The 19,831-nt window shown below is 73.0% G+C and carries 16 protein-coding genes; 5 read left to right on the top strand and 11 right to left on the bottom strand.

Going from position 1 to position 19,831, the window contains the following annotated elements:
• The first annotated feature begins 8 nt into the window (after window positions 1-8).
• Window positions 9-833 (top strand): NYN domain-containing protein, encoded by an 825-nt coding sequence (locus QJ852_06105; GenBank protein ID WGX98009.1) that lies wholly within the window; start codon window positions 9-11, stop codon window positions 831-833.
• On the opposite strand, the gene hemE is transcribed toward QJ852_06105, so the two are convergent.
• Window positions 818-1,864 carry a uroporphyrinogen decarboxylase gene (gene hemE / locus QJ852_06100; protein ID WGX98008.1) on the bottom strand — a complete coding sequence of 349 codons (1,047 nt, stop codon included), beginning with the start codon at window positions 1,862-1,864 and terminating at the stop codon, window positions 818-820. The two genes, QJ852_06105 and hemE, sit on opposite strands and share 16 nt — an antisense overlap.
• Window positions 1,865-2,027: 163 nt before the next feature.
• On the opposite strand from hemE, the gene QJ852_06095 reads away from it, so the two are divergent.
• The gene (locus QJ852_06095) at window positions 2,028-2,735 is read left to right on the top strand and encodes a hemerythrin domain-containing protein (protein ID WGX98007.1); all 708 of its coding nucleotides are present in this window, start codon (window positions 2,028-2,030) and stop codon (window positions 2,733-2,735) included.
• On the opposite strand, the gene QJ852_06090 is transcribed toward QJ852_06095, so the two are convergent.
• The 7 genes from QJ852_06090 to QJ852_06060 all read right to left on the bottom strand — a co-directional run bounded on the left by QJ852_06090 (window position 2,676) and on the right by QJ852_06060 (window position 12,769).
• A complete protein-coding gene (locus QJ852_06090) occupies window positions 2,676-4,739 on the bottom strand; it encodes a sensor histidine kinase (GenBank protein WGX98006.1) in 2,064 nt (687 codons plus the stop codon). The genes QJ852_06095 and QJ852_06090 overlap by 60 nt on opposite strands.
• On the bottom strand, window positions 4,736-5,986 hold the full coding sequence (locus QJ852_06085; GenBank protein WGX98005.1) for a BTAD domain-containing putative transcriptional regulator: 1,251 nt from the start codon (window positions 5,984-5,986) through the stop codon (window positions 4,736-4,738). Before QJ852_06085 ends, QJ852_06090 begins: the two co-directional genes overlap by 4 nt.
• 86 nt (window positions 5,987-6,072) lie before the next feature.
• Complete coding sequence (locus tag QJ852_06080; protein ID WGX98004.1) at window positions 6,073-7,365, bottom strand: hypothetical protein; 1,293 nt, start codon at window positions 7,363-7,365, stop codon at window positions 6,073-6,075.
• The gene (locus tag QJ852_06075; protein ID WGX98003.1) at window positions 7,362-8,651 is read right to left on the bottom strand and encodes a hypothetical protein; all 1,290 of its coding nucleotides are present in this window, start codon (window positions 8,649-8,651) and stop codon (window positions 7,362-7,364) included. The genes QJ852_06080 and QJ852_06075 overlap by 4 nt, the downstream gene beginning before the upstream one ends.
• On the bottom strand, window positions 8,648-9,901 hold the full coding sequence (locus tag QJ852_06070) for a hypothetical protein (GenBank protein WGX98002.1): 1,254 nt from the start codon (window positions 9,899-9,901) through the stop codon (window positions 8,648-8,650). The genes QJ852_06075 and QJ852_06070 overlap by 4 nt, the downstream gene beginning before the upstream one ends.
• Before the next feature lie 54 nt (window positions 9,902-9,955).
• A complete protein-coding gene (locus QJ852_06065; GenBank protein WGX98001.1) occupies window positions 9,956-11,236 on the bottom strand; it encodes an FAD-binding protein in 1,281 nt (426 codons plus the stop codon).
• A 114-nt stretch (window positions 11,237-11,350) separates the two neighbouring features.
• Window positions 11,351-12,769 carry a hypothetical protein gene (locus tag QJ852_06060; protein WGX98000.1) on the bottom strand — a complete coding sequence of 473 codons (1,419 nt, stop codon included), beginning with the start codon at window positions 12,767-12,769 and terminating at the stop codon, window positions 11,351-11,353.
• A 162-nt stretch (window positions 12,770-12,931) separates the two neighbouring features.
• On the opposite strand from QJ852_06060, the gene QJ852_06055 reads away from it, so the two are divergent.
• Window positions 12,932-13,546: a DUF3000 domain-containing protein gene (locus tag QJ852_06055; GenBank protein WGX97999.1), complete on the top strand. Its 615-nt coding sequence runs from the start codon at window positions 12,932-12,934 to the stop codon at window positions 13,544-13,546.
• Window positions 13,546-14,898 carry an HRDC domain-containing protein gene (locus tag QJ852_06050; GenBank protein ID WGX97998.1) on the top strand — a complete coding sequence of 451 codons (1,353 nt, stop codon included), beginning with the start codon at window positions 13,546-13,548 and terminating at the stop codon, window positions 14,896-14,898. Before QJ852_06055 ends, QJ852_06050 begins: the two co-directional genes overlap by 1 nt.
• Here QJ852_06050 and QJ852_06045 read toward each other — a convergent pair.
• The gene (locus tag QJ852_06045) at window positions 14,817-16,235 is read right to left on the bottom strand and encodes an extracellular solute-binding protein (GenBank protein ID WGX97997.1); all 1,419 of its coding nucleotides are present in this window, start codon (window positions 16,233-16,235) and stop codon (window positions 14,817-14,819) included. The two genes, QJ852_06050 and QJ852_06045, sit on opposite strands and share 82 nt — an antisense overlap.
• A gap of 74 nt (window positions 16,236-16,309) precedes the next feature.
• Between QJ852_06045 and QJ852_06040 the strand changes: the two genes are divergently transcribed.
• Window positions 16,310-16,909, top strand: coding sequence for a hypothetical protein (locus tag QJ852_06040; protein WGX97996.1), 600 nt, complete (start codon window positions 16,310-16,312; stop codon window positions 16,907-16,909).
• A gap of 141 nt (window positions 16,910-17,050) precedes the next feature.
• On the opposite strand, the gene QJ852_06035 is transcribed toward QJ852_06040, so the two are convergent.
• Together QJ852_06035 and QJ852_06030 are read right to left on the bottom strand one after the other, a co-directional pair.
• Complete coding sequence (locus tag QJ852_06035) at window positions 17,051-17,809, bottom strand: Ig-like domain repeat protein (GenBank protein WGX97995.1); 759 nt, start codon at window positions 17,807-17,809, stop codon at window positions 17,051-17,053.
• On the bottom strand, window positions 17,806-19,806 hold the full coding sequence (locus tag QJ852_06030; protein ID WGX97994.1) for an Ig-like domain-containing protein: 2,001 nt from the start codon (window positions 19,804-19,806) through the stop codon (window positions 17,806-17,808). The genes QJ852_06035 and QJ852_06030 overlap by 4 nt, the downstream gene beginning before the upstream one ends.
• Window positions 19,807-19,831 lie beyond the last annotated feature (25 nt).

The following is a 19,831-nucleotide window of genomic DNA, read 5'->3' as shown; positions in this document are numbered from 1 at the left end:
ATGGACGGGTGACCACCACCTCGAGCACCGCGCGGCTGGCCGTCCTCATCGATGCCGACAACACCTCCCCGAAGCACGTCAGCGCCCTGCTGGAGGAGCTGGCGACGTACGGCGTGGCGACGGTCAAGCGGGCCTACGGCGACTGGACGACGCCCCAGCTCGGCGGCTGGAAGGCCCAGCTCAACCGGCACGCCATCGTCCCGGTGCAGCAGTTCGCCTACACGACCGGCAAGAACGCGACCGACTCGGCGCTGATCATCGACGCGATGGACCTGCTCTACTCCGGCAACCTCGACGCGTTCGCGCTCGTGTCCAGCGACAGCGACTTCACCCGGCTCGCGACCCGGCTGCGCGAGTCGGGCAAGACCGTCTACGGCCTCGGACTGCGCAAGACGCCGCAGTCCCTCGTCGCCGCGGTCGACACCTTCATCTACCTCGAGGTGCTGGGCGAGCAGGGGGCGGCCTCGTCCTCGCCCGCCTCGGTGGGCGAGGACGAGGCCGACGGGGCCCAGACAGCCGAGGAGGCCGAGCCGGTCGCACCGCTGCCGAACCTGCAGAGCCTGCTCAGCCGGGCGGTCAACGCCACCTCCGACGACGACGGCTGGGCACACCTCAGCGCGATCGGCAGCTACCTGCGCTCGGCGGACTCGTCCTTCGACCCCCGGCTGTACGGCGCCGCGAAGCTGGTCACCCTGGTCGAGGGCCAGGGCTACCTGACCACCAGCGGCACGGGCGCCGGCATCCGGGTCGGCCTCAAGGGCCAGGTCGCCCCCGCCCCGCGGAAGACCGCCGCGCGGACCTCCGCCAAGAAGACCACTCAGCCCAAGGGGTAGGCGTGCACGAACTCGGTCAGCCGCGCGAGCTGGTCGGGATCGGTGCTGGGGATGACGCCGTGGCCGAGGTTGAAGATGTGCCCGCGGGCGGCCCGCCCGGCCTCGATGATCGCCGCGGCGCGCTCGGTCATCAGCTCGGTCGGCGCGAACACCAGGGTCGGGTCGAGGTTGCCCTGCACCCCGCGCTCGCCGACCAGCGGGATCGCCCGCTCCAGCGGCGTGCGCCAGTCGACGCCGACCACGTCGGCGCCGGCTTCGCCCATCAGGTCGAGCAGGTTCGACGTACCGACACCGAAGTGGATGCGCGGGACGCCGAGCTCCCCCATCCGCTCCAGGACACCGGCGGAGTGCGGCTGCACGTAGCGGACGTAGTCCTCACGGGTCAGCGCGCCCGCCCACGAGTCGAACAGTTGCACCGCGGAGGCCCCGGCCGCGACCTGGGTCTCGAGGAAGGCCGCGGAGATGCCCGCGATCTTGCGCATCAGCGCGTCCCACACGTCGGGCGCGCCGAACATCAGCGCCTTGGTCTTCGCGTGCTCCTTGGAGGGTCCGCCCTCGACGAGGTACGACGCCACGGTGAACGGCGCCCCGGCGAACCCGATCAGCGGCGTGCCGCCGTTGAGGCCGGCGAGCTCGGCCACGAGGCCCTGGACGGCCTGGGTGATGTACGGGATCTGCTCGGGAGTGAGATCGGGGATCGCCTCGACATCGGCGAGCGTGCGGACCGGCGTCGCGACGACGGGACCCACACCGGGGACGATGTCGAGGTCGACGCCGACCGCCTTGAGCGGCAGCACGATGTCGGAGAAGAAGATGGCCGCGTCGACGGCGTACCGGCGCACGGGCTGCAGGGTGATCTCGACGATGAGGTCGGGGTCGGCGCAGGCGTCGAGCATGGCGACCCCCTCACGGGTCGCGAGGTACTCCGGCAGCGAGCGCCCCGCCTGCCGCATGAACCACACCGGCGTGTGCGGCACCGCCTCGCCGCGGGCTGCCTTGAGGAATGCGCTGTCAGCAAGTGGGGCGGTCACGGGGTCAGGGTCTCAGACGACTCCCCCGGGGCCGCCATCGCGGGCGGATCGGGATGCCCGGGAGGCTTCCGTGCGGGGTTCCAGCCGCACACCAGCGCCACTCCAGTGGTGGGCGCGAGCGTGGTCCCACGCACCACCGCGCCCGCCGTCGAAAGAGGAACCGATGACCGACCAGATCCTGCTGCCCGGCCAGGCCGCCGCCCCGCCGGGACCTGCCGACCTGACGATGATGTACGTCCTGCACCACGCCTTCCGGCGCGACCTGCGCGACTTCCGCGCCGTCGTCGCCCTCCCGCTCGACGACCGGTCGGCGTGGCGGCGGCTGGCAGAGCGCTGGCAGCTGTTCACCACCGAACTGCACAGCCACCACACCAAGGAGGACGAGATCCTCTGGCCGCTGCTCGCCGAGCGGGCCCGCGGCGCCGACGACGTCGACAGCCTGCGGGTGCTCGAGGAGATGGAGAGCGAGCACACCACGCTCGACCCGCTGCTGACCTCCTGCGACGCCGGATTCTCCGCGCTGGCGGCGAGCCCCGAGCCGGGCCGGCGGGACGATCTGCGGACCGACCTGCTCGCCGACCTGGCCGACCTGGAGCGCGCGCTGGACGAGCACCTCGGCCACGAGGAGTCCGCGGCGGTGCCGATCCTGCAGCGCTACGTGCCTGGCGAGGAGTGGGAGGTCATCGAGCGCGACAGGTTCCGGGGCCGGCCCTCCGTCGGCCACGCCCGCCGGTTCCTGCCGTGGATCTTCAAGGATCTCGACGAGGCCGCCGCGAGCCGGGTCGCCGCGATCGGCGGGCCGCCGATGCGGCTACTGCTGGCCAGCTCGCGACGGCGATTCGCGCGCCGGGAGGCCGAGGTCTTCGGCTGAGCCCGGGCCGGAGCCCGCTTCGGTCGCGGAGGGCGGCAGCCGCAGCTCGATCCGGCTGCCCGTCCCCGCGGCCGATCCCGAGGAGACCCGGAGCGCGCCGCCGAGCTCCTGGGCGCGCTCGCGCATCGAGCGCAGGCCGATGCCGTCGACCCTGTCCTCGGCCATGCCGATGCCGTCGTCGGAGACCGAGAAGACGACGTGCCCATCGGCGCGCTGACGCAGTACGACATCGCAGCGGGTGGCCTGCGCGTGCCGGCGGACGTTGAGCAGTGCCTCGCTGGCCATCTGGTAGACGGCGACCTGGACGGACGCCTCCAACATCACGTCGTCGGCCACCGCGGCCCGGACCACCAGGCCGTCCGCGGTGAAGCGCTCGGCGAGCGTGGCGAGTGCGCTCGCGAGGTCACCGTCATCGAGAGCCAGCGGGACCAGCGAGCGGCTGAGCCGGCGTACCTCCTCGCCCTGCTGGGTCAGCTCGCGCTCCAAGGCGTCGAGCATCTCCTCCGACGCCCGCGGGTCCCGCATGCCGCGCGCGGCGATCAGGCCCAGCCGGATCCCGGCCAGCGCCGGACCGAGGCCGTCGTGCAGGTCGCGCCGGAGCATCCGGCGCTCCTCGTGCCGGATACCTGTCATCCGACGTCGGGCGGCACTGAGCGCCTGCACCGACTGCATCAGGTCGATGGTCATGCCGACCAGGCCGGCCACCTCGGTGAGCATCGCGATCGTCCGACGGTCGAGCCGCTCGCCCGGGCGAGGCCGGGCGATCAGCACGCCGACATCCGTGCCACGACTCGTCAGCGTCAACACCACGTCATCGCCGCCGACGGCACCGGAGGCCGACGCCGGCTCGCCCTCCCGGGAGACGAGGATGTGTACGTCGGCCAGGCGCAGGCTCCGACAGAGCCCGGCAGCCAGGCTGTCGATGTCGTATCCGCCCTCGCTGTCGGCACGGGACAGCAGCCGGGCCGGGTCGGGACCGGTGCCGTAGACGAGGCGGTCGACCCGGCGCTGCACCAGTCGGCGCAGCGGCGTCGCCCCGAGCCCGACCAGCCCGACCGCGAGGGCCAGAGCCACGTCCGACTGGTCAGGCAGCACCTGCGCGGCCAGGCCGATCAGCGCGAGGTAGGCCAGCGCGATGACCACCGTCATCATGAGCCAGACCACGCCGCGGTTGACGCGGGCGTCGACACCCCACAACTGCTGGCCGAGCACCAGCACGAGCAGCGCCGCCGGGAGGAAGAGCTGCGCCAGGAGCAGGAGGGTGCCGCTCACCTCGACCGCCGCGCCCATCAGGTCGGTCGAGAGCGGCAGCAGGAAGGCCACCAGGGCGATGACCATCGCGCCGTGTCCCGCGAGCAGCCAGGTGAGTCCACGCCTCTCCTCGGCCGGGGTGCGGCGCACCCGCACGAGCAGCCAGACCCACACGCACGCACCGAGCGCGGCGACCGTCCGGTCCGGCCAGAGACCGAGGGCGGCCATGAGCGACTGCCACCACTCGACGTCGATGCCGAACGGGTTGGGCGGCAGACCGGGCACCACGACGGTCAGGCTCGGCACGGTGGCGGCCCCGATCGCGACCGTCGCGAGCGCCACTGCGGGCCACCGGTGACGTGCGCCCGGCACGACGAGCAACGGGACGACCGACACCGTTGCGTACACGCCGGGCACCCATGCCCAGAACGGCAGGTAGATCGCGAGGTCCTGCCCCGGCCAGCCGTCGAGGGCGACGTACCCGGCCGCCAGGCCGGAGGCGCCGCAGCCGAGCGCGGTCAGCGCCAGGATCCACACGACCGGGTGCCGAGCCCGGGGCAGCATCATCAGCACGACGCCGCCGTAGACGGCCGACGTCACCACGTCCATGATCCAGTCCGCGACGCCGGGGGGCGTGACCCCGGTGCTGATCAGCGCCAGCACCGCCCCGGCGGACAACAGCCATGCCGTGCAGGCGATCAGCCAGGCCAGGACCCACCAGCACCGGGGGTGGCGGTCCGGCGCGAGGCTCACGGCCGTGCCAGGCGCGAGCGCGCGGCGCGCGCCACCGCCGAGCCGATGATCAACTCGCCGCGCGCCACCGCCCGGATGGCGCGCTGGACGTCCTCCGCCTCCGCCGACTTCAGCAGGTAGCCCGCCGCGCCGGCCTGCAAGGCGCCGGCGACATGGTCGTCGTCCTCGTGCATGGTCATCACCAGCACCTTGAGCTCGGGATGCATGCGCACCAGCTCGCGGGTGAGGTCGATGCCTGACTCCCCCGCCAGGTCGAGGTCCATCAGCACGACGTCGACGCCGCGCACCGCCAGCTCGCGGGCGCCGGCCGAGTCCCCCGCCCCGCCGACCAGCTCGAGACCGTCGAGCGAGCCGAGCAGGCCGGTCATGCCCATTCGGAACATCGGGTGGTCGTCGACGACGGCCACCCGGAGCACGGCCGCGGGCGCGGCGCCGGCGCCGGCGCCGGGGGCGACCCGCTGCTGCAGGATGGCCGTCTCGAGCGCGCCGACGGCGGGGCTGGCGTCGACGCCGAGCTCCTCGCGCAGGGTGTCGCGCAGTCGACGTAGTGCGGCGAGTGCGTCGACCTGCCGATCGGCACGGACCAGCGCGGCGGCGTACAGCAGCCAGAGCCGCTCGCGGTGGGGCGCCACGGCGGCCTCGACCTCCAGCCGGCGGGCCGCAGCGGCGGCGTCGCCACGATGCATCCGGATCAGCTCACGGATCTCCACCGCGGCCGTGCGCACCTCGTGCAGCCGGGTGCGCTCGACCGCGATGACGGGGTCGTCGGCGAGGTCGGCGTACGGCTCTCCTCGCCATGCCTCCAGCGCCTCGTCGAGGAGGTCCGCCGTGGCTGCGAGGGCGTCGGAGTCCGAGGCGCCGGCGAGGAGCCAGGGCCGGTCCTGATCGGTGCGCGCGGCGGCTCCCGCGGACCTGACCGCGGCCTCGAGCCGGGCGGCGTCGATGTCCTCCACCGGCAGCCGCAGCGCGTAGCCGAGGGCCGAGGTCTGGATCACCGTGCCGGCTGCGCGCGCGGCACGGTCGGGCTCGAGCACCTTGCGCAGTCCGGACACGTAGCCCTGGATCGTCACGGCGTGGCTGGCCGGTGGCTCGTCGCCCCACAGCGCTTCCGCGATCGTCTCCGGGCTGACCGGCTGACCCCGGTGCAGGGCCAGCACCGCCAGCAGCCGGCGGGGCTTCGGGGCACCGAGGTCGAGCGGGTGACCGTCGACCTCGACCTCCACCGGGCCCAGCACGCGCATCCTCATCGGGGCGACGCTACCTAGTTCCGCGTCGCCGTACGCCGGTATCGGGGACATCGGCGCTGTCTCCGAAACCGGCAGCGCGTCCAGGCTCAACGCCTGACCTTGGTCTTCGGACTGGTCCACGACGTGCTCGCGAGGCCGGAGGCGCTGGCGGTGACCCGGACCGAGACCCGCTTACCGCGGTCCTTGCGGGTGATCCGGTACGACGCCCTCGTGGCCTTCTTGATCGCCTTGCCGTTGCGCAGCCACTGGTAGGAGACCTTGCCCGGCGCCGGGGACCAGGTGAGGCCCTTGACCTTGAGCACCTTGCCGACACGCGCCTTGCCGGCGACCTTCGGGGCCACGGCGAGCGTGAAGCTGCCGCCGCTGGTCTGGGGACCCTTGCTCCCGGGCGGGGCCGGGTACGTCGGCCGGACGGTCTGCAGCGCTGCATTCGTCCAATGCGGGTCCGCGCCGCCCGGGATGGCCAGCTCGGGCTGCACCGCGCAGACCAACGGTGCGGGCTTGACCACGATGCCGGTCGACTCCTGCCAGGCGATGGCGCTGCTGTCCGGCGCGAACGTCGGGCTCGCGTAACCGGGGCCGCGCGGGTCGGCGGCACACACGGGCGTCGGCGGGGCGGGCGGCGATCCGTAGTGCACGTTGCCCTCGACCTGGTAGGTCCAGATGTGCGACTGGTCGCCGTCGCCGCGCAAGGTGGCGAGCAGCGTGCCGTCGCGGGACACGGCCGGGTCCGACAGCTGGAGGTACTCGCCCGAGTGGGCCCCGTCATGGAACCACTGCTTGGTGCTGGTCGCCAGCTCGAAGAGCTGGATCGCGTCGAAGTCCTTCCCATTGACGATCAGCCGCGAGCCGGTGACCCAGCTCGGGTTGCCGTAGAGGGTGGTGCCGTAGACGTCCGGCGAGGTCAGCCCGGTGGCCGCGGTCACGGTGGTGGCCCAGCGGGTCTTGCAGGCCAGGCCCGGCGGGCAGCTGTAGCGGCTGTAGGAATAGGCGATCAGCCCGCCGTCGGGCGAGACCGCCGCCTTGTCGATGGCGCCCCCGGTGACCTGGCCGGCCGAGTCACGCAGGTCCGGCGGGTCGATCGAGTTCAACACCGTTCCCCACTGGTCCATCCGGTGCAGGACCGAGCCGTGGACCGCGACGACCGTCCCGTCGTCGGCCCCGGTCGGCGACCTCCAGGGCGCTGCGGCGGTGCCGTCGGTGGTGAGTCGCCGCTCGCCCGAGCCGTCCGGCTGGGCGACGTAGACGTCATAGCCCTTGAGATAGACGATCGTGCCCGGGCCGGGAGCGGCCGCGGCCGATGCCTCCGGCGTCTCGGCCAGGGACAGGGTCGACAGGGCGATCAGCCCTGCCGCGAGGGTGGTCAGCAGCCGTCTCATCGGCGGACCTTCACTTTCTTGCTCGTCCATACGGAGCCGGCCAGGCCGGCGGTGTCGGCGGTGACGCGGACCGAGATCCGTCTGCCGCGGTCCTTGCGGGTGATCCGGTACGACGCCTCGGTGGCCTTCTTGATCGGCTTGCCGTTGCGCAGCCATTGGTAGGTGAGCGCGCTCGGCGCGGGCGCCCAGGCACCGCCCTTGACCTTGAGCACCTTGCCGGCCCACGCCTTGCCGACCAGGCGGGGCGCGGTCTGCAGCGCGAGCCCGGTGACAGGAGTCTTGCTGCCCGGATCCTGCTGCTGGTCGGGTACGGCGGGCAGCTGCGCCGTGGTCCAGGAGACCTCGGTGCCGCCGGCGACGACCCGGGCCGCCTCGGCCGCGCAGTCCAGCGGGTCCGGCTTGACCCAGACGCCGTCGGGCTGCGACCACGCCAGCGCGCTGCCGTCGGGCGCGAAGGCGGGACTGCCCTGGCCGGCGACCGGGTCGTTGACGCACACTCGGGTCGGCTCCACCGGCGTCGTGTCCGTGCGGATGTCGCCGTCGAGGCGGTACGTCGCGACGTGAGCCTCGGCGCCCTCGCCGCGCACCAGCGCCAGCATGGCGCCATCACGCGAGGTGACCGGCTCGCTGAACTGCACCGCGGTGGGACTGGTGCCCTCGTGGAACCAGTCCTTCGCCGGCTCCTTGCCCAGGTCCAGGACGTCGACACCGAGCTCGCCGCTGTCGTTGAGGATCAGCCGGGAGTCGGTGACCCAGCTCGGGTTGTCCTCGCTGGCCTGGCTCTCGTCCGAGGGCGGGGTGAGGTGATCCGCAGCGGTGATCGCGGTGGCCCAGACCGGACCGCAGACCCACTGGCACACGGTGCCCTCGTAGGAGTAGGCGATCTTGGTGCCGTCGGGTGAGACGGCCGCCGTGTCCAGGTCGGGCCCGAGCGGGTTGCCCCACACGTCGATGAGGTTCGGCGGGTCGATGGTGTTGAGCGGGCTGCCGGTGATGGTCATCCGGTGGATCAGGGAACCCCGCACGGCAACCACCCGGCCGTGGTCGTCACCGGTCGGCGAGTGGTACGGCGAGGTCGCGGTGCCGTCGGTGGTGAGTCGGCGCTCCCCGGTGCCGTCGGGGTGCGCCGCGTAGACGTCGTACCCCTTGACGTAGAGCAGGGTGCCCGGCAGGTCCGGGCTGTCCGCGGCGGCGGCCGTGGTGGCACCCGCGGCCAGGCCGCTCAGGGCGATCGCGCCGGCTGCGGCGGCTGCGGCGGCTGCGGCGGCATGGAGCAAGGTCCTCATCGCTTCACCTTCTTGGGTGCGCTGGTCCACGTCGCGCTGGCCAGGCCGGGCTTGCTGACCGTCAGGCGCACGGAGATCCGCTTGCCGCGGTCCTTGCGCGTCACGCGGTAGGAGGCCTTCTTGGCCTTCTTGATCGGCTTTCCGTTGCGCAGCCACTGGTAGGCGACCGCAGCGGGCGCCGGCGACCATGCGCCGGCCTTGGCCTTGAGCACCTTGCCGACCTTCGCCTTGCCCTTGACCTTGGGCGCGGTGGTGGCGGTGAAGGAGCCGTGCTGAGTCCCGAGCGGCTCGGGGTCGTAGATCGCGGCAGACCAGTCGGGAGCCGAGGCACCGGGGATCAGCAGGTGGAAGCTCACGGCGTCGCAACCCACCGTGACGTCGTCCGCGACCCAGACACCGTTGTCGGCCTGGACTGCCAGTGCCCTGCTGTCCGGGCCCCACGTCGGGCTCACGAGCGCTCCGCCGTCGTCGTAGTCCCACGTGCACCGGTGGTCCGGAGGGAGCGGGACCGGGCCACTGGTGACGTCCCTGTCGGCGTCGTAGGTGGAGATGCCGTCGTTGCCCTGGTAGCCGGCCGCACCGGCGAGGCGCCGACCGTCCGGGGAGAGCTCGACATCGGTGATCCCGCCCTGCGTGTCGAACCAGTGCACGGCGCCGCCACCGAGATCGTGGACCATCACCTCGGAGCCGGAGCCGCCGCTCTGCAACGTTCGGCTGCTGCCCGCCCATGAGGGCATCTTGAAGTAGGTGGACCCGTCCGTCTCCGGGTCGGTGGCCCGGCCGGAGGCCGTGTAGCCCGTGGCGGTCGAGCATCCCGTTCCCGTGCAACCGGTGTTCACCATGCTGTAGGCGATCTTGGCGCCGTTCGGTGCGATCGCGACCTGGCCGAGGTTGGTGAGCGAGCCCTTCAACGCTCGCGGCGTGAAGCGGCTGAGGGGGGTGCCGCCCTGACGCATCCGGACGATCTGCCCGTCGTGCCCGGCGACGATCGTTCCGTCGTCGGCCATCGACGGCGAGAAGTACGGCCAGGACGCCGTGCCGTCCGCGGTGACCTGCCGCTGGCCGCTTCCGTCGGGACGGGAGATCCAGACGTTGTGGTCCTTGACGTACACGAGGGTGCCGGCAGACGCCGCCATCATCCGGCTCTCCGTGCTGGCCGCGGTCGCCGTCTGCTGCCCCAGGACGGGAGATCCACCGGCCAGTACCAGGGCCATCGCCGCCACGGCAGTGCGGGTTCGCTGAGTTGTCATGACTTCCACCTGTTCCTGCATCGTTGCCCGGGCCGCGTGGCGGACCGGATCGGGTCAGTGGCCGATGACGCCGGCCGGGTCGTGGTGCTCCCGAACGCGCTCCAGCCGCTCGCGCATCTCGGCAGGCCATGCCGTCTCGAGCGCGCTCGGCTGGTTCAAGGAGCCGACGAAGTTGGGCTGGAAGCCACCACTCGCCCACGGCGCCATCGCCTTGGCGAGCCCGCCGACAGCGGCCGGCACCGGCCCGGCGAACAGCTCGGGCACGGGGACGCTGACCACGAAGAGCCCGTACGCCGCGTCGCGGCCCACGACCGAGTCCGGGCGCTGCGGCGCCTGGGCCAGGCGGCCGCCGAGGCGTCGTACCTCCACGACGGTCAGTGGGACCTCGACCTGCGGACCGGCGGCCGCGAGCATTGCCCGGGCAGCAGCCGGGTCGAAGTCGCGCAGGAGCGCTCCCGCCTCCAGCGCCGGCATCGGCTGGTCGGGGTCGGCGTGGATCGCGCCGAGCGCGGTCACCGGCAGCTCGGCGACGGTGTCGACGATCGGGTCGGCCAGCTTGCGCAGCGGCTCGACCAGGGCGGCCCCCTCCTCCGCGTCGGCCACGACCGCGACCCGCAGGTGCACGACGAACCGGCCTCGCAGTGGCGCAGGGACGAAGTCGAGGTCGGGCAGGCGCAGCAGGGCGGCGGAGGTGTTGGCCTGCTCCGGCACGAGCGCGGACCACACGGCCCACTCCGTCAGCACCCGCTCGGCATCGGCGGCGTCGAAGAACAGGCCGCCGCCGTACACCGTGGTCAGCTCGACCAGCCCGAGCTCGACCGAGGTGACCACGCCAGGCAGGTGCTTTCCACCGAGCAGCGCGGCGAGCAGGTCCGGATGACTCGTGGCGGAGACGGTGAGGAGCTCGCCGGCGCCCGTCGCGATCTCGGCGGAGCGCACGAAGTCGCTCGCCCATCCGAAGCTGCGGCCCAGCGGGCTGAGCCCGCCGCCGAGCAGGTAGCCGACCGCGCCGACGCCGGGTGCCGAGCCGGCCAGCGGCGCCAGCCCGTGCGGGGCGGCGGCCGCGATCACGTCGGCCCAGGTCGCTCCTGCGCCGATCCGGGCGATTCGCGTGGCGGGGTCGACCTCCACCCCGGCGAGCCCACGGGTCAGCAGCGCGACACCGCCCTCGATCGCGTGGGTCCAGCCGTGACCGGTGCCCACGGGATGAACCCGCTCACCCCGAGCGGCGGCAGCGCGGACGATGCCGGCCACCTCCTCGGCGGTACGGGGCTCGACCACCTCACGCGGGGCGTGGGCGTGGGCGAGGTTGAACACGGGGAGGGCTGCAGACATGGGATTCCTTCGCATTGAGTGAGGTGGCCAGACTCCGCGGGCGCACTGGAGCGCCGCTGGGAGCTGGCTGGAACTGGCTGGAACTGACTGGAAGTGGTTGGGCTGGTCGGCCCGTCAGCGGACGCGGACCCTGACCGTGCGGGAGGGCGCGGGCAGCAGGCCAGGGGCGCCGGCGTAGGCGATGCGCAGCCTGGCGCGTCCGCGCGGGAGCCGCTTGGTCGTCAACGTGACCCGACCCGCGCGCAGGAGCCCGGTGGCCACGACCTTCGTGCCACGGGTGACGACGACGGTGCCCGTCACCGGGACCGCGGCACCGACGGTGACCTTCAGCCGCACCCGGCGGCCCGCGAGGGCCTTGACCTTGCCGATCCCGAGCGTGGTCGCGGCGGGATGCGGCATCGGGGACTGCTGGTGGTGACCGCCGGGGTCACGGGGATCACCCGGGTCCGGGGAGCCGGCGGCCACCGTGATGGTGATCGGCGGACTGGTCGACTCACCGGTCTCCGCATCGGCGGGGTGGTGTGCCCGCAGGGTGTGGACGCCGACGGGCAGGCCCGTCAACCGGAACCGGCCGTTCTCGACCTCCGCGTGGGCCCAGGTCTCGCCGTCGATCTCCAGGGTCGTCGTGGCGGTGACGTCGGTGCCGTAGCGGTCGAGGGTGCGCACGCTGCCGGTGAGCGCCTCCTCGACGACCAGCTCGGTCCGGTCGGTGCTCAGCTCGGTGTCGGTCGGCCACGGCCGGGGCTGGCGGACGTCGAGCGAGAACTGCGACGAGGAGCCGACGACCCGTCCGGGGTCGACCGTTCCCGGGACGTACTCGACCGTGATCAGCCACTGGCCCGGGTGCTCCCGGGCCCAGGTGGTGAGGTCGAACCCCAGCGGCGCGCCGCCCTGGGTGGCCAGCGACGCCAGCGGAACCGCGTCACCGCCGGCGGCGGGCGTGGCACGGACCGTGATCGTGCCGCTGGGGACGTAGAGGGCGTCCGGATCGGCCGGACGCAGCGTGGCCCTCACCCAGAACGCCTCCCCCTGGGCGACCGGGCTCTGGCTGTGGGCGACGCTCAGCTCGGTGGCCATGGGGTTGATGCGCACGTCGCCGACCCAGCTGCCCGCCCCGGGTGCGGTGTCCGCGTAGGCCGATCCACCCACCAGGCGGACCTCGACCGGGTACCAGCAGGGACAGGGATGGACGTTCGGCTGCAGGGCGAAGGTGCCGTCCGTGCGCACGTCGTAGCTCGCCACCACCTTGCCGCCGTAGATCATCTCGACCCGGCCGTCGGGCGGCACGGTGGTCGGCAGGTCGGCGGTGACGGTCCCGAAGAACGGGACGCCGTAGTCCCGCCTGGTCTGGGCGAGGTCGATGTGCGCGCTGATCCGCGGTGCGTTGACGTTGGAGACCGTCACGTCCAACGGCGGCACCGGTCCGGCCGAGGCCGCCGAGAGCAGGCGCAGGTCGGTCAGGAGCAGGGCCGCGACCAGCAGCGTCAGCAGCGGCCGCAGGACTCGGAGGGCAGGGGCGAGCAGGCGGGGCATGGTTCTCCTTCGGGGCGACCCGAGCGTCCCGGCGATCCTCGGCGGCCGTACTGCAGTCGCACTGGAGTCACACTGGCGTCACGCTGGAGAGTGCTGGATCCGGGCTCGGCCCGACGGCGTGGGACGCACATCGATCCGGCCCGGGGGTCCTAGGGTGGCCTCATGGTCGCCCGCCAGGAGATGAACCAGGGATCCGGCGCGGCCGGCACACCCCCCGAGTTCACCGCTGCGGTCGCAGGCCTGCGCGCCGCCTCGTTCCGTCCCGAGGTGTTCTGCGAGGAGATGCCGGCACCGCAGCGGATCGCGCCGTACGCCGCGGCGCTGTCCGCCGACGTGACCGTGGACGACGAGGAGGTCGCCACGGGGCGACTCGTGCTGCTCCACGACCCGGCCGGCAACGACGCGTGGGAGGGCACCTTCCGCTGCGTCGCGTACTGCCGGGCCGAGATCGATCACGACCTGGCGACCGACCCGCTGCTGACCGACGTCGGCTGGACCTGGCTGACCGACGCGCTCGCGGCGCACGGCGCCGAGCACGTCGCCGTCTCGGGCACCGTCACCCGGGTGGCGACCGAGAGCTACGGTTCGATGGCCGACGAGCCGGGGAACGCCCAGCTGGAGATCCGGGCGTCGTGGACGCCGGTCGACCACGACGACCTGGCCAGCCACGCCGAGGCGTGGGGCGAGCTGATGTGCACCGCCGGCGGCCTCGAGCCGGTGCCCGACGGGATCGCGGTCATGCCGTCCCGGCGTGGCCAGCGAGGCAGCGGGAGCTGATGACCGACTCGCCGACCGAGCAGCCGACCTCCGAGGAGCAGCCGGTCGAGCTGCTGACGCTCGCCGACGGCCTGCCGCCGGTCATCGACACCCCCGCGGCGCTCGCCGCCTACTGCGCCGCGCTCGCCGCCGGGTCCGGTCCGGTCGCCATCGACGCCGAGCGCGCCTCCGGCTACCGCTACTCCAACCGCGCCTACCTGATCCAGGTCAAGCGCACCGGTGCCGGGATCGGCCTGATCGACCCGATCCCGTTGGGCGACCTGACTCCGCTCGCGGACGCGATCGGCGACACCGAGTGGATCCTGCACGCCGCCACCCAGGACCTCCCCTGCCTCGCCGAGGTCGGGCTGCGGCCGGTGGCACTGTTCGACACCGAGCTCGCCGGCCGGCTGCTGAACTACCCGCGGGTCGGGCTGGCCACCCTCGTCGAGACGCTGCTGGAGCGCCATCTGCGCAAGGAGCACTCCGCCGTCGACTGGTCGACGCGACCGTTGCCCGAGCCGTGGCTCGAGTACGCCGCCCTCGACGTCGAGGTGCTCGTGGAGCTGCGCGACCTGCTGGCCACCCAGCTCGAGGAGGCCGGGAAGGCCGACTGGGCACGGCAGGAGTTCGAGCACGTCCGCGGCTTCGAGCCGGCCGTCCGGGTCGACGCGTGGCGGCGCACCTCCGGACTGCACAAGGTCCGCGGGCGTCGTACCCTCGGCGCGGTGCGGGCGTTGTGGGAGACCCGCGACCAGATCGCCCGCGAGCGCGACGTCACGCCCGGTCGGCTGATCCCCGACGCCGCCATCATCGCCGCGGCGACCGCCATGCCGACCAGCCGCGGCGCCCTGCTCGGCACCTCCGGCTTCCACGGCCGCGGTGCCGCGCGGCACGCCCGCGAGTGGCTCGCCGCACTGCAGGAGGCGGCCGAGCTCCCCGAGAACGAGCTGCCGACGCGCGTCACCCACGGGGACGGCCCGCCCGCGCCGCGCACCTGGGCCGACAAGGACCCGGTCGCCGCGCGGCGCCTCGAGCTCGCCCGGGCGGCGGTCTCCGCGCTGGCCGAGGAGCACGCCGTCCCCCTGGAGAACCTGCTCACCCCCGACACGCTGCGCCGCGTCATGTGGTCGCCCCCCGCGACCCGCGACGCCGTCGACCTGCTCGAGGCGGTCATCGACCAGCTCCGCGGCCTGGGCGCGCGCAGCTGGCAGATCGGGCTCACTGCGTCGGCACTGAGCCGCGCGGTTCTGGACGCCGAGGCGGCACCGGCGGCGGCCCGGAGGAAGCGTCAGCCTCGGTCGTCGGACCCGTCGTCAGAGGGCGAGGCTGGCTCGGAAGACGGGTCGGACGGCGGGTCGGACGGCTCGTAGTCCGGGTCGAGGAGACTGCGCGACTTCTCGTCGATGGCGCGCAGCGCCTCCTGCAGGTCGGCGATGTCGGGCGTGGTCAGCAGCGTCTCGATGTCGGGGTCGACGAGCTCGCGCAGCTCACGGCCCTGGCTCATCAGCGGCGACAGCACCACCGAGCGCATCACGGCGTTGAACACCGCGGAGTGCTCGGGGGCCTGGCCGGGCTGGAGGAAGTCGTCGGAGAAGGCGACCGTGAGCTTCGCGGGCTGCACGTAGCCGGTCTCGGCGACCCGGGCCAGCGCCTCGTCGCTCACCAGGTAGCTGAGCACGTTGGCCGCGGCCTCGGTGCGCATCGGCCCGTTCGGGGCCAGGCAGAGCCCGTTGAGGTCGGCGATGGTGTGCGCCGCGCCGAGCGACGGCATCGGCATCACGTCGAAGTTGAGCCCCTCGGTGCCCCGCAGCTCGGGCGTCAGGCCGCGGTAGCCCGCGATCATCGCGAGCTTGCCGCGCTGGAACCACTCCACCGCGGAGCGCTTCTCCAGCTGGGCGGCGCTGAGGGTCAGCCGCGGGTCGCGCAGCAGCTCGAGGGTCTGGCGCAGCGCGTCGGTCGAGCCGTCGTCGCCGAGCGCGAGGCGGGTCGGCTTGCCCTCGTCGTCGAAGAGCTGACCGCCACCGGAGTAGACGAACGGCGCGAGGCCACGCAGCGTCGGCTCGATGTGGATGCCGCGGGTGTTGCGGCGCGGTCGGCTGGCGAACTCCGCGGCCGCCCGGAACTCCGCGAAGTTCCAGCCCTTGTGGTCGCTCTTGGGCGTGGGCAGGCCCTCGGCGTCCATCGCGGCGAAGTCGACGAGGTCGGTGTTGTAGTAGATGACCATCGGCGAGGCGGCGTACGGCAGGCACTGCAGGTCGTCATCGACCGAGAACGCGGAGACCGCGTCGCGCGCGAAGTCGTCGCCGATCGGGATCTCCCGCTCGAGGACCAGGTCGAGCAGCGGGACATTGCGCTTCTCCGCGACCGTCTCGGCCAGGTCGCCGCGCGGGATCAGGTAGAGGTCGGGCGTGGCCTCGCCGCTGCGGATGGCGTCGAGCATCGCGTCGGCGTTGGGCCAGGACACGACGGACACGCTGGTGTCGGTGCTGCTGGCGTTGTAGGCGTCGACGACGGTCTGATACGCCGCGATCTCCTGCTCACTGCCCCACGCCGCGAACTCGAGGTCGGTCTTCGTCGCCGTCGGCGGCTTCGGGGGATGCGGCTGCTTCTTCTGCTCGGTGCCGCTCGCCAGGGCGATCATGCCCACGAGGACCACCACGGCGACCCCGACCACGACCGCACCCGTCCGCCACGTGAACCGACCCACGGCGGCAACCCTACCGGCCGGTCACAGCGCCGCTCCGATCGCCCGCTGCGGCGCGGCCGTTCTAGGCTGATCGGGTGTCCGAGCACCGGCGTCACCACCGTCCCGCACCGCGGGAGGCCGCCTTCTTCGACGAGTACGCCGACGGGGTCGACCCCGCCCTGCTCACCGAAGCCGCCGAGCGCGCCGCCGTACTGCTCGTGCGCGATGCCCATGCCAGCGACGACGCCGGCGTCTCCGAGCGTCTCGTCCACCTCGCCGAGACCGAGGGCATCGAGACCATCGCCGAGCTCTGGTCGCACGCCGCCGCCGACACCCTCGCCGGCTGCCTGTGGCGCCTGTACCTCCTCCGGTCCTGGGTGTACGCCGACCCGGCCGGCGTCGCGCGCCAGTTCGAGGCCGGCCGCAGCCGGGCGGAGTTCGCCCGGGTGGTCGCCGGCGTTGCCGACCCGCCGGGGCCCGACGAGCTGCGCCGGATGGTCGACGAGGTGCTCCGCGGCATCGCGGAGGGCGAGTTCGCCGACGTCCTCCTCCGCGCCGCCGCCTTCGCCCGGGTCGTGGCCGCCGGCCGGGCCACCCTCCCGGAGGTTCCCGACACCGACGTACGCCGCACGCTCGCCCTCGCCGAGCAGCTCGAGGCCGCCGGCCACCTGGAGCTCGCCCACCGCCTGGCGTGACCACCTCCTCGTCCGAGGCCGTAGACTTGGGGAGTCGAGCACGCCGGGTCGCGGCAGCCCCGGGTCCCAACATCAAGCCGCTACGAGCGGCCCTGCGCCGTGAGGCGCTCCCGGTCCGGTGTGCTCGACTCTCGCGAACACCTAGCGCACGACGACGCGATAGCTGGAGCTCGACGCGGTCACGGTCGAGGAGCCGAGGAAGCGGATCTTCAGCTTGTGCTTGCCCTTCGTCAGCTTCTTGGTCGTCAGGGTCACCGACGTCGCGCCGTTGGGGAGCGTCGCCTGCGCGACCACCTTCTTTCCGTCGCGGATCTGGACCTGCCCCGACGCGGGACGCGACGCGGAGACGACGACCTTGACCCGAACGCGCCGCTTCGACACCGTTGCGGAGCCCACCTTCACGGTCGAGCCCACCGCTGCCTGGGGGTGGCTCGGTACGCGGATGGCGGGATCGACGACATAGCTGAGCGTCCGGCTCACGGAGGGCGCCTGAGTCGCCGTGCCGGTGTAGCGCGCGGACACCTGGTAGGTGCCGACCTGGTCCGTCGGCATGGTCATCCGCGCCGTGCCCTCCTCGTCGACGGTGACCTCCTCGCCGATCTGCGCGCCATCGAGGTAGAAGGCCACCGTGCCGTCGGCGGGGTGGACGCTCTCGTAGACGTCGACCGTCGCGATCGCCTCGATGGGATAGGCGTTGGGCGAGCCGGGCGGCCAGGTCCGCCACCCGCTCAGGACCAGGGCGGTCACGGTCTCGAAGGCCGCGGCCCTCACCTGGGGGACGGCGTACGCCGCTGGGGCCGGTGCAGCCGTGGAGACGCCGACCAGGGCCGCGGCCAGGGACACCGCCAACGCGGCGGTCCCACCCAGCACGACGCCTCGACGACGGGATCGGCAGCTCATCGCACCCTCATCCGGTAGGTCCGGCTCGACTCGGCCACACCCGGCGAGCCGAGGTAGCGCACCGTCAGCCTGCGCTTGCCCGGCTTCAGCCGCTTCGTCGTCAGGGTGATCGACGTCGAGCCCGCGCTCAGCACGCCCGTGGCGACGACGCGCCTGCCCGCCCTGATCTGGACCGTGCCCGTGGCGGGCGTCGCCGCCGACACCGCGATCCTCGCCTTCACGCGATGCCTGGCCACGCTCTTGAGGCTCGCCTTGACGCTCGACGCGGCCACGGCCGGAGGGGTGGAGCTGCCCGGGTCGGACGGCTCTGCCGGACCGGGGACCACCGTCAGCATGAGCGTGGCCCGCGACGCATGCACGTTCACGTCGCCGGAGTAGTCCAGGGTCAGGTCGTGCGTTCCGACCGGCAATGCGATGGTCGCGTGGCCGGAGACGAGTGTCACCGTGTCCAGCAGCGTGGCCCCCTCCCTCACCGTGACGGACCCGGTCGGCGTCACCTTGGATCCGGACGCGACGACGTCGACAGATGCCGGGGTGCCGGCGACGACGGTGTCCGGTGTCACCGAGACCGTCGAGGACGCCTGCTCGACCGTGAGCATCCGCGCAGGACTGAGCGAGCCGTCGTGGGTCGCACTCCCGAGATAGCGCGCGGTCACCGAGCGCTGCCCGACGGTCCCGGGTGCGAGGGAGAGACGAGCGCTGGCGTCGGTGCCCACCGACGTTCGGCCGATCTCGTTGCCGTCCACGTAGAAGGCCACCTGGCCCGTCGGACGAGCCGCTGCGCCCGTGACCGCGACGCTTGCGGTGGCAAGGACCTCGTCGCCTCCGACCGTGGCGGTGCCCCGATCCAGCTGGAGCGACGTCGTCGTCGGGATCGCGGTGCTGCCCGGCTCCTTGATCTGGATCGTGGTGCGCGCGACAGGCGACGCTGCGGTGATCGCGTCACCGGTGTTCGAGACCTGGATCTCCCAGCTCCCGGTGTGGGTCGCCGCGAACGGGCTCAGGTCGAAGCGCGCTGCCTGGTAGCCGCCGGGGTAGAGCCGTCCGGGCTCGATGACCACCGGATCGCCGCCGTCGGTGCGCTGCGCCACGACCCTGATCGCGCCGTGCGGCGACTCCCTCAGCAGGAACGGAGTGTTGTTCCGCACGACGGCGTTCATGACCAGAGGCTCACCCCGCGTCAGGACGGTCGCCGAGAAGGTGGCGTCGACCGCGTTCGGGATCCGTTCGACGACCAGGTCGCCCACGAAGCTCCCCGTGCCGGGACCGGTGGCCGCGTAGGCGGCGTCTCCGGCGTACTCGACCTCCACGAAGTGGGTACCCGGCCGAAGGTGATCGTCGGCCGCCTCCAGCAGCGTCCGTCCGTTCGCATCGATCCTGCCCGTGCCGACCGAGCGCCGCGCGCTCGTGTGCAGCCTGACCTCGGTGCCGGCGGTCGGGTGCACCGCGGTCGGCGCGTCCGCTGCGAACTCGACCGGGATGAAGGCGCTGTACGGCACCGTCGTGCTCGGCAGCCGCACCGTGCCCGGGATGAACTGCGGCACGAACCGCTCGTAGGTGGTGCCGCCCACCGTGCCGTCGCCGGCCGCGACATCGACCCGGTACGACGTGCCGATCGTCAGACCTGTGGTCGGGATCTGGAACTGAGCGGGGAGTTCCTTGGTCTCGAGGTCGATGCCGTTCATCGACACGGTCGCGTTGATCGGGTCCCCCGTGCCCCCGAACGCTCGCACGTTGAGCAGCAGCGGGTCGCCGTACCGGGGATCGGCCACCTTCGTCGCGCTGACCCTGAAGGCCGGCGCGGCCGGCGCGACGGTCGGCGGGCCGGCGTTCGCTCCCTCGACGCCGAGGGCGGCGGGCAGGCCGGCCAGACCCGCGAGCAGCGTCGCGATCAGCGCTGCGCGGGCTCCGGGTCGTGCGATACGACCACGCGGTGTCCGTACGCCCCGCACTCGGCGGAGGTCGTCGGACCTGGATGCTTCCTTGGGCTGTCTCACGTCGGCACCCTGTCCGGGCGCGTTG

Origin of the sequence: Nocardioides sp. L-11A, assembly GCA_029961745.1 — a bacterium.
GTDB lineage: Bacteria > Actinomycetota > Actinomycetes > Propionibacteriales > Nocardioidaceae > Nocardioides.
The sequence above is the reverse complement of the archived record's forward strand: the minus strand, read 5'-3'. Positions and strand labels throughout refer to the sequence as shown.

Bases quoted from the DNA above. Each gene is read 5' to 3' on its own strand.
- QJ852_06095 (WGX98007.1), top strand. From the start codon at position 2,028: ATGACCGACCAGATCCTGCTGCCCGGCCAGGCCGCCGCCCCGCCGGGA.
- QJ852_06085 (WGX98005.1), bottom strand. From the start codon at position 5,986: ATGAGGATGCGCGTGCTGGGCCCGGTGGAGGTCGAGGTCGACGGTCAC.
- QJ852_06080 (WGX98004.1), bottom strand. From the start codon at position 7,365: ATGAGACGGCTGCTGACCACCCTCGCGGCAGGGCTGATCGCCCTGTCG.
- QJ852_06075 (WGX98003.1), bottom strand. From the start codon at position 8,651: ATGAGGACCTTGCTCCATGCCGCCGCAGCCGCCGCAGCCGCCGCAGCC.
- QJ852_06070 (WGX98002.1), bottom strand. From the start codon at position 9,901: ATGACAACTCAGCGAACCCGCACTGCCGTGGCGGCGATGGCCCTGGTA.
- QJ852_06065 (WGX98001.1), bottom strand. From the start codon at position 11,236: ATGTCTGCAGCCCTCCCCGTGTTCAACCTCGCCCACGCCCACGCCCCG.
- QJ852_06060 (WGX98000.1), bottom strand. From the start codon at position 12,769: ATGCCCCGCCTGCTCGCCCCTGCCCTCCGAGTCCTGCGGCCGCTGCTG.
- QJ852_06055 (WGX97999.1), top strand. From the start codon at position 12,932: ATGGTCGCCCGCCAGGAGATGAACCAGGGATCCGGCGCGGCCGGCACA.
- QJ852_06050 (WGX97998.1), top strand. From the start codon at position 13,546: ATGACCGACTCGCCGACCGAGCAGCCGACCTCCGAGGAGCAGCCGGTC.
- QJ852_06035 (WGX97995.1), bottom strand. From the start codon at position 17,809: ATGAGCTGCCGATCCCGTCGTCGAGGCGTCGTGCTGGGTGGGACCGCC.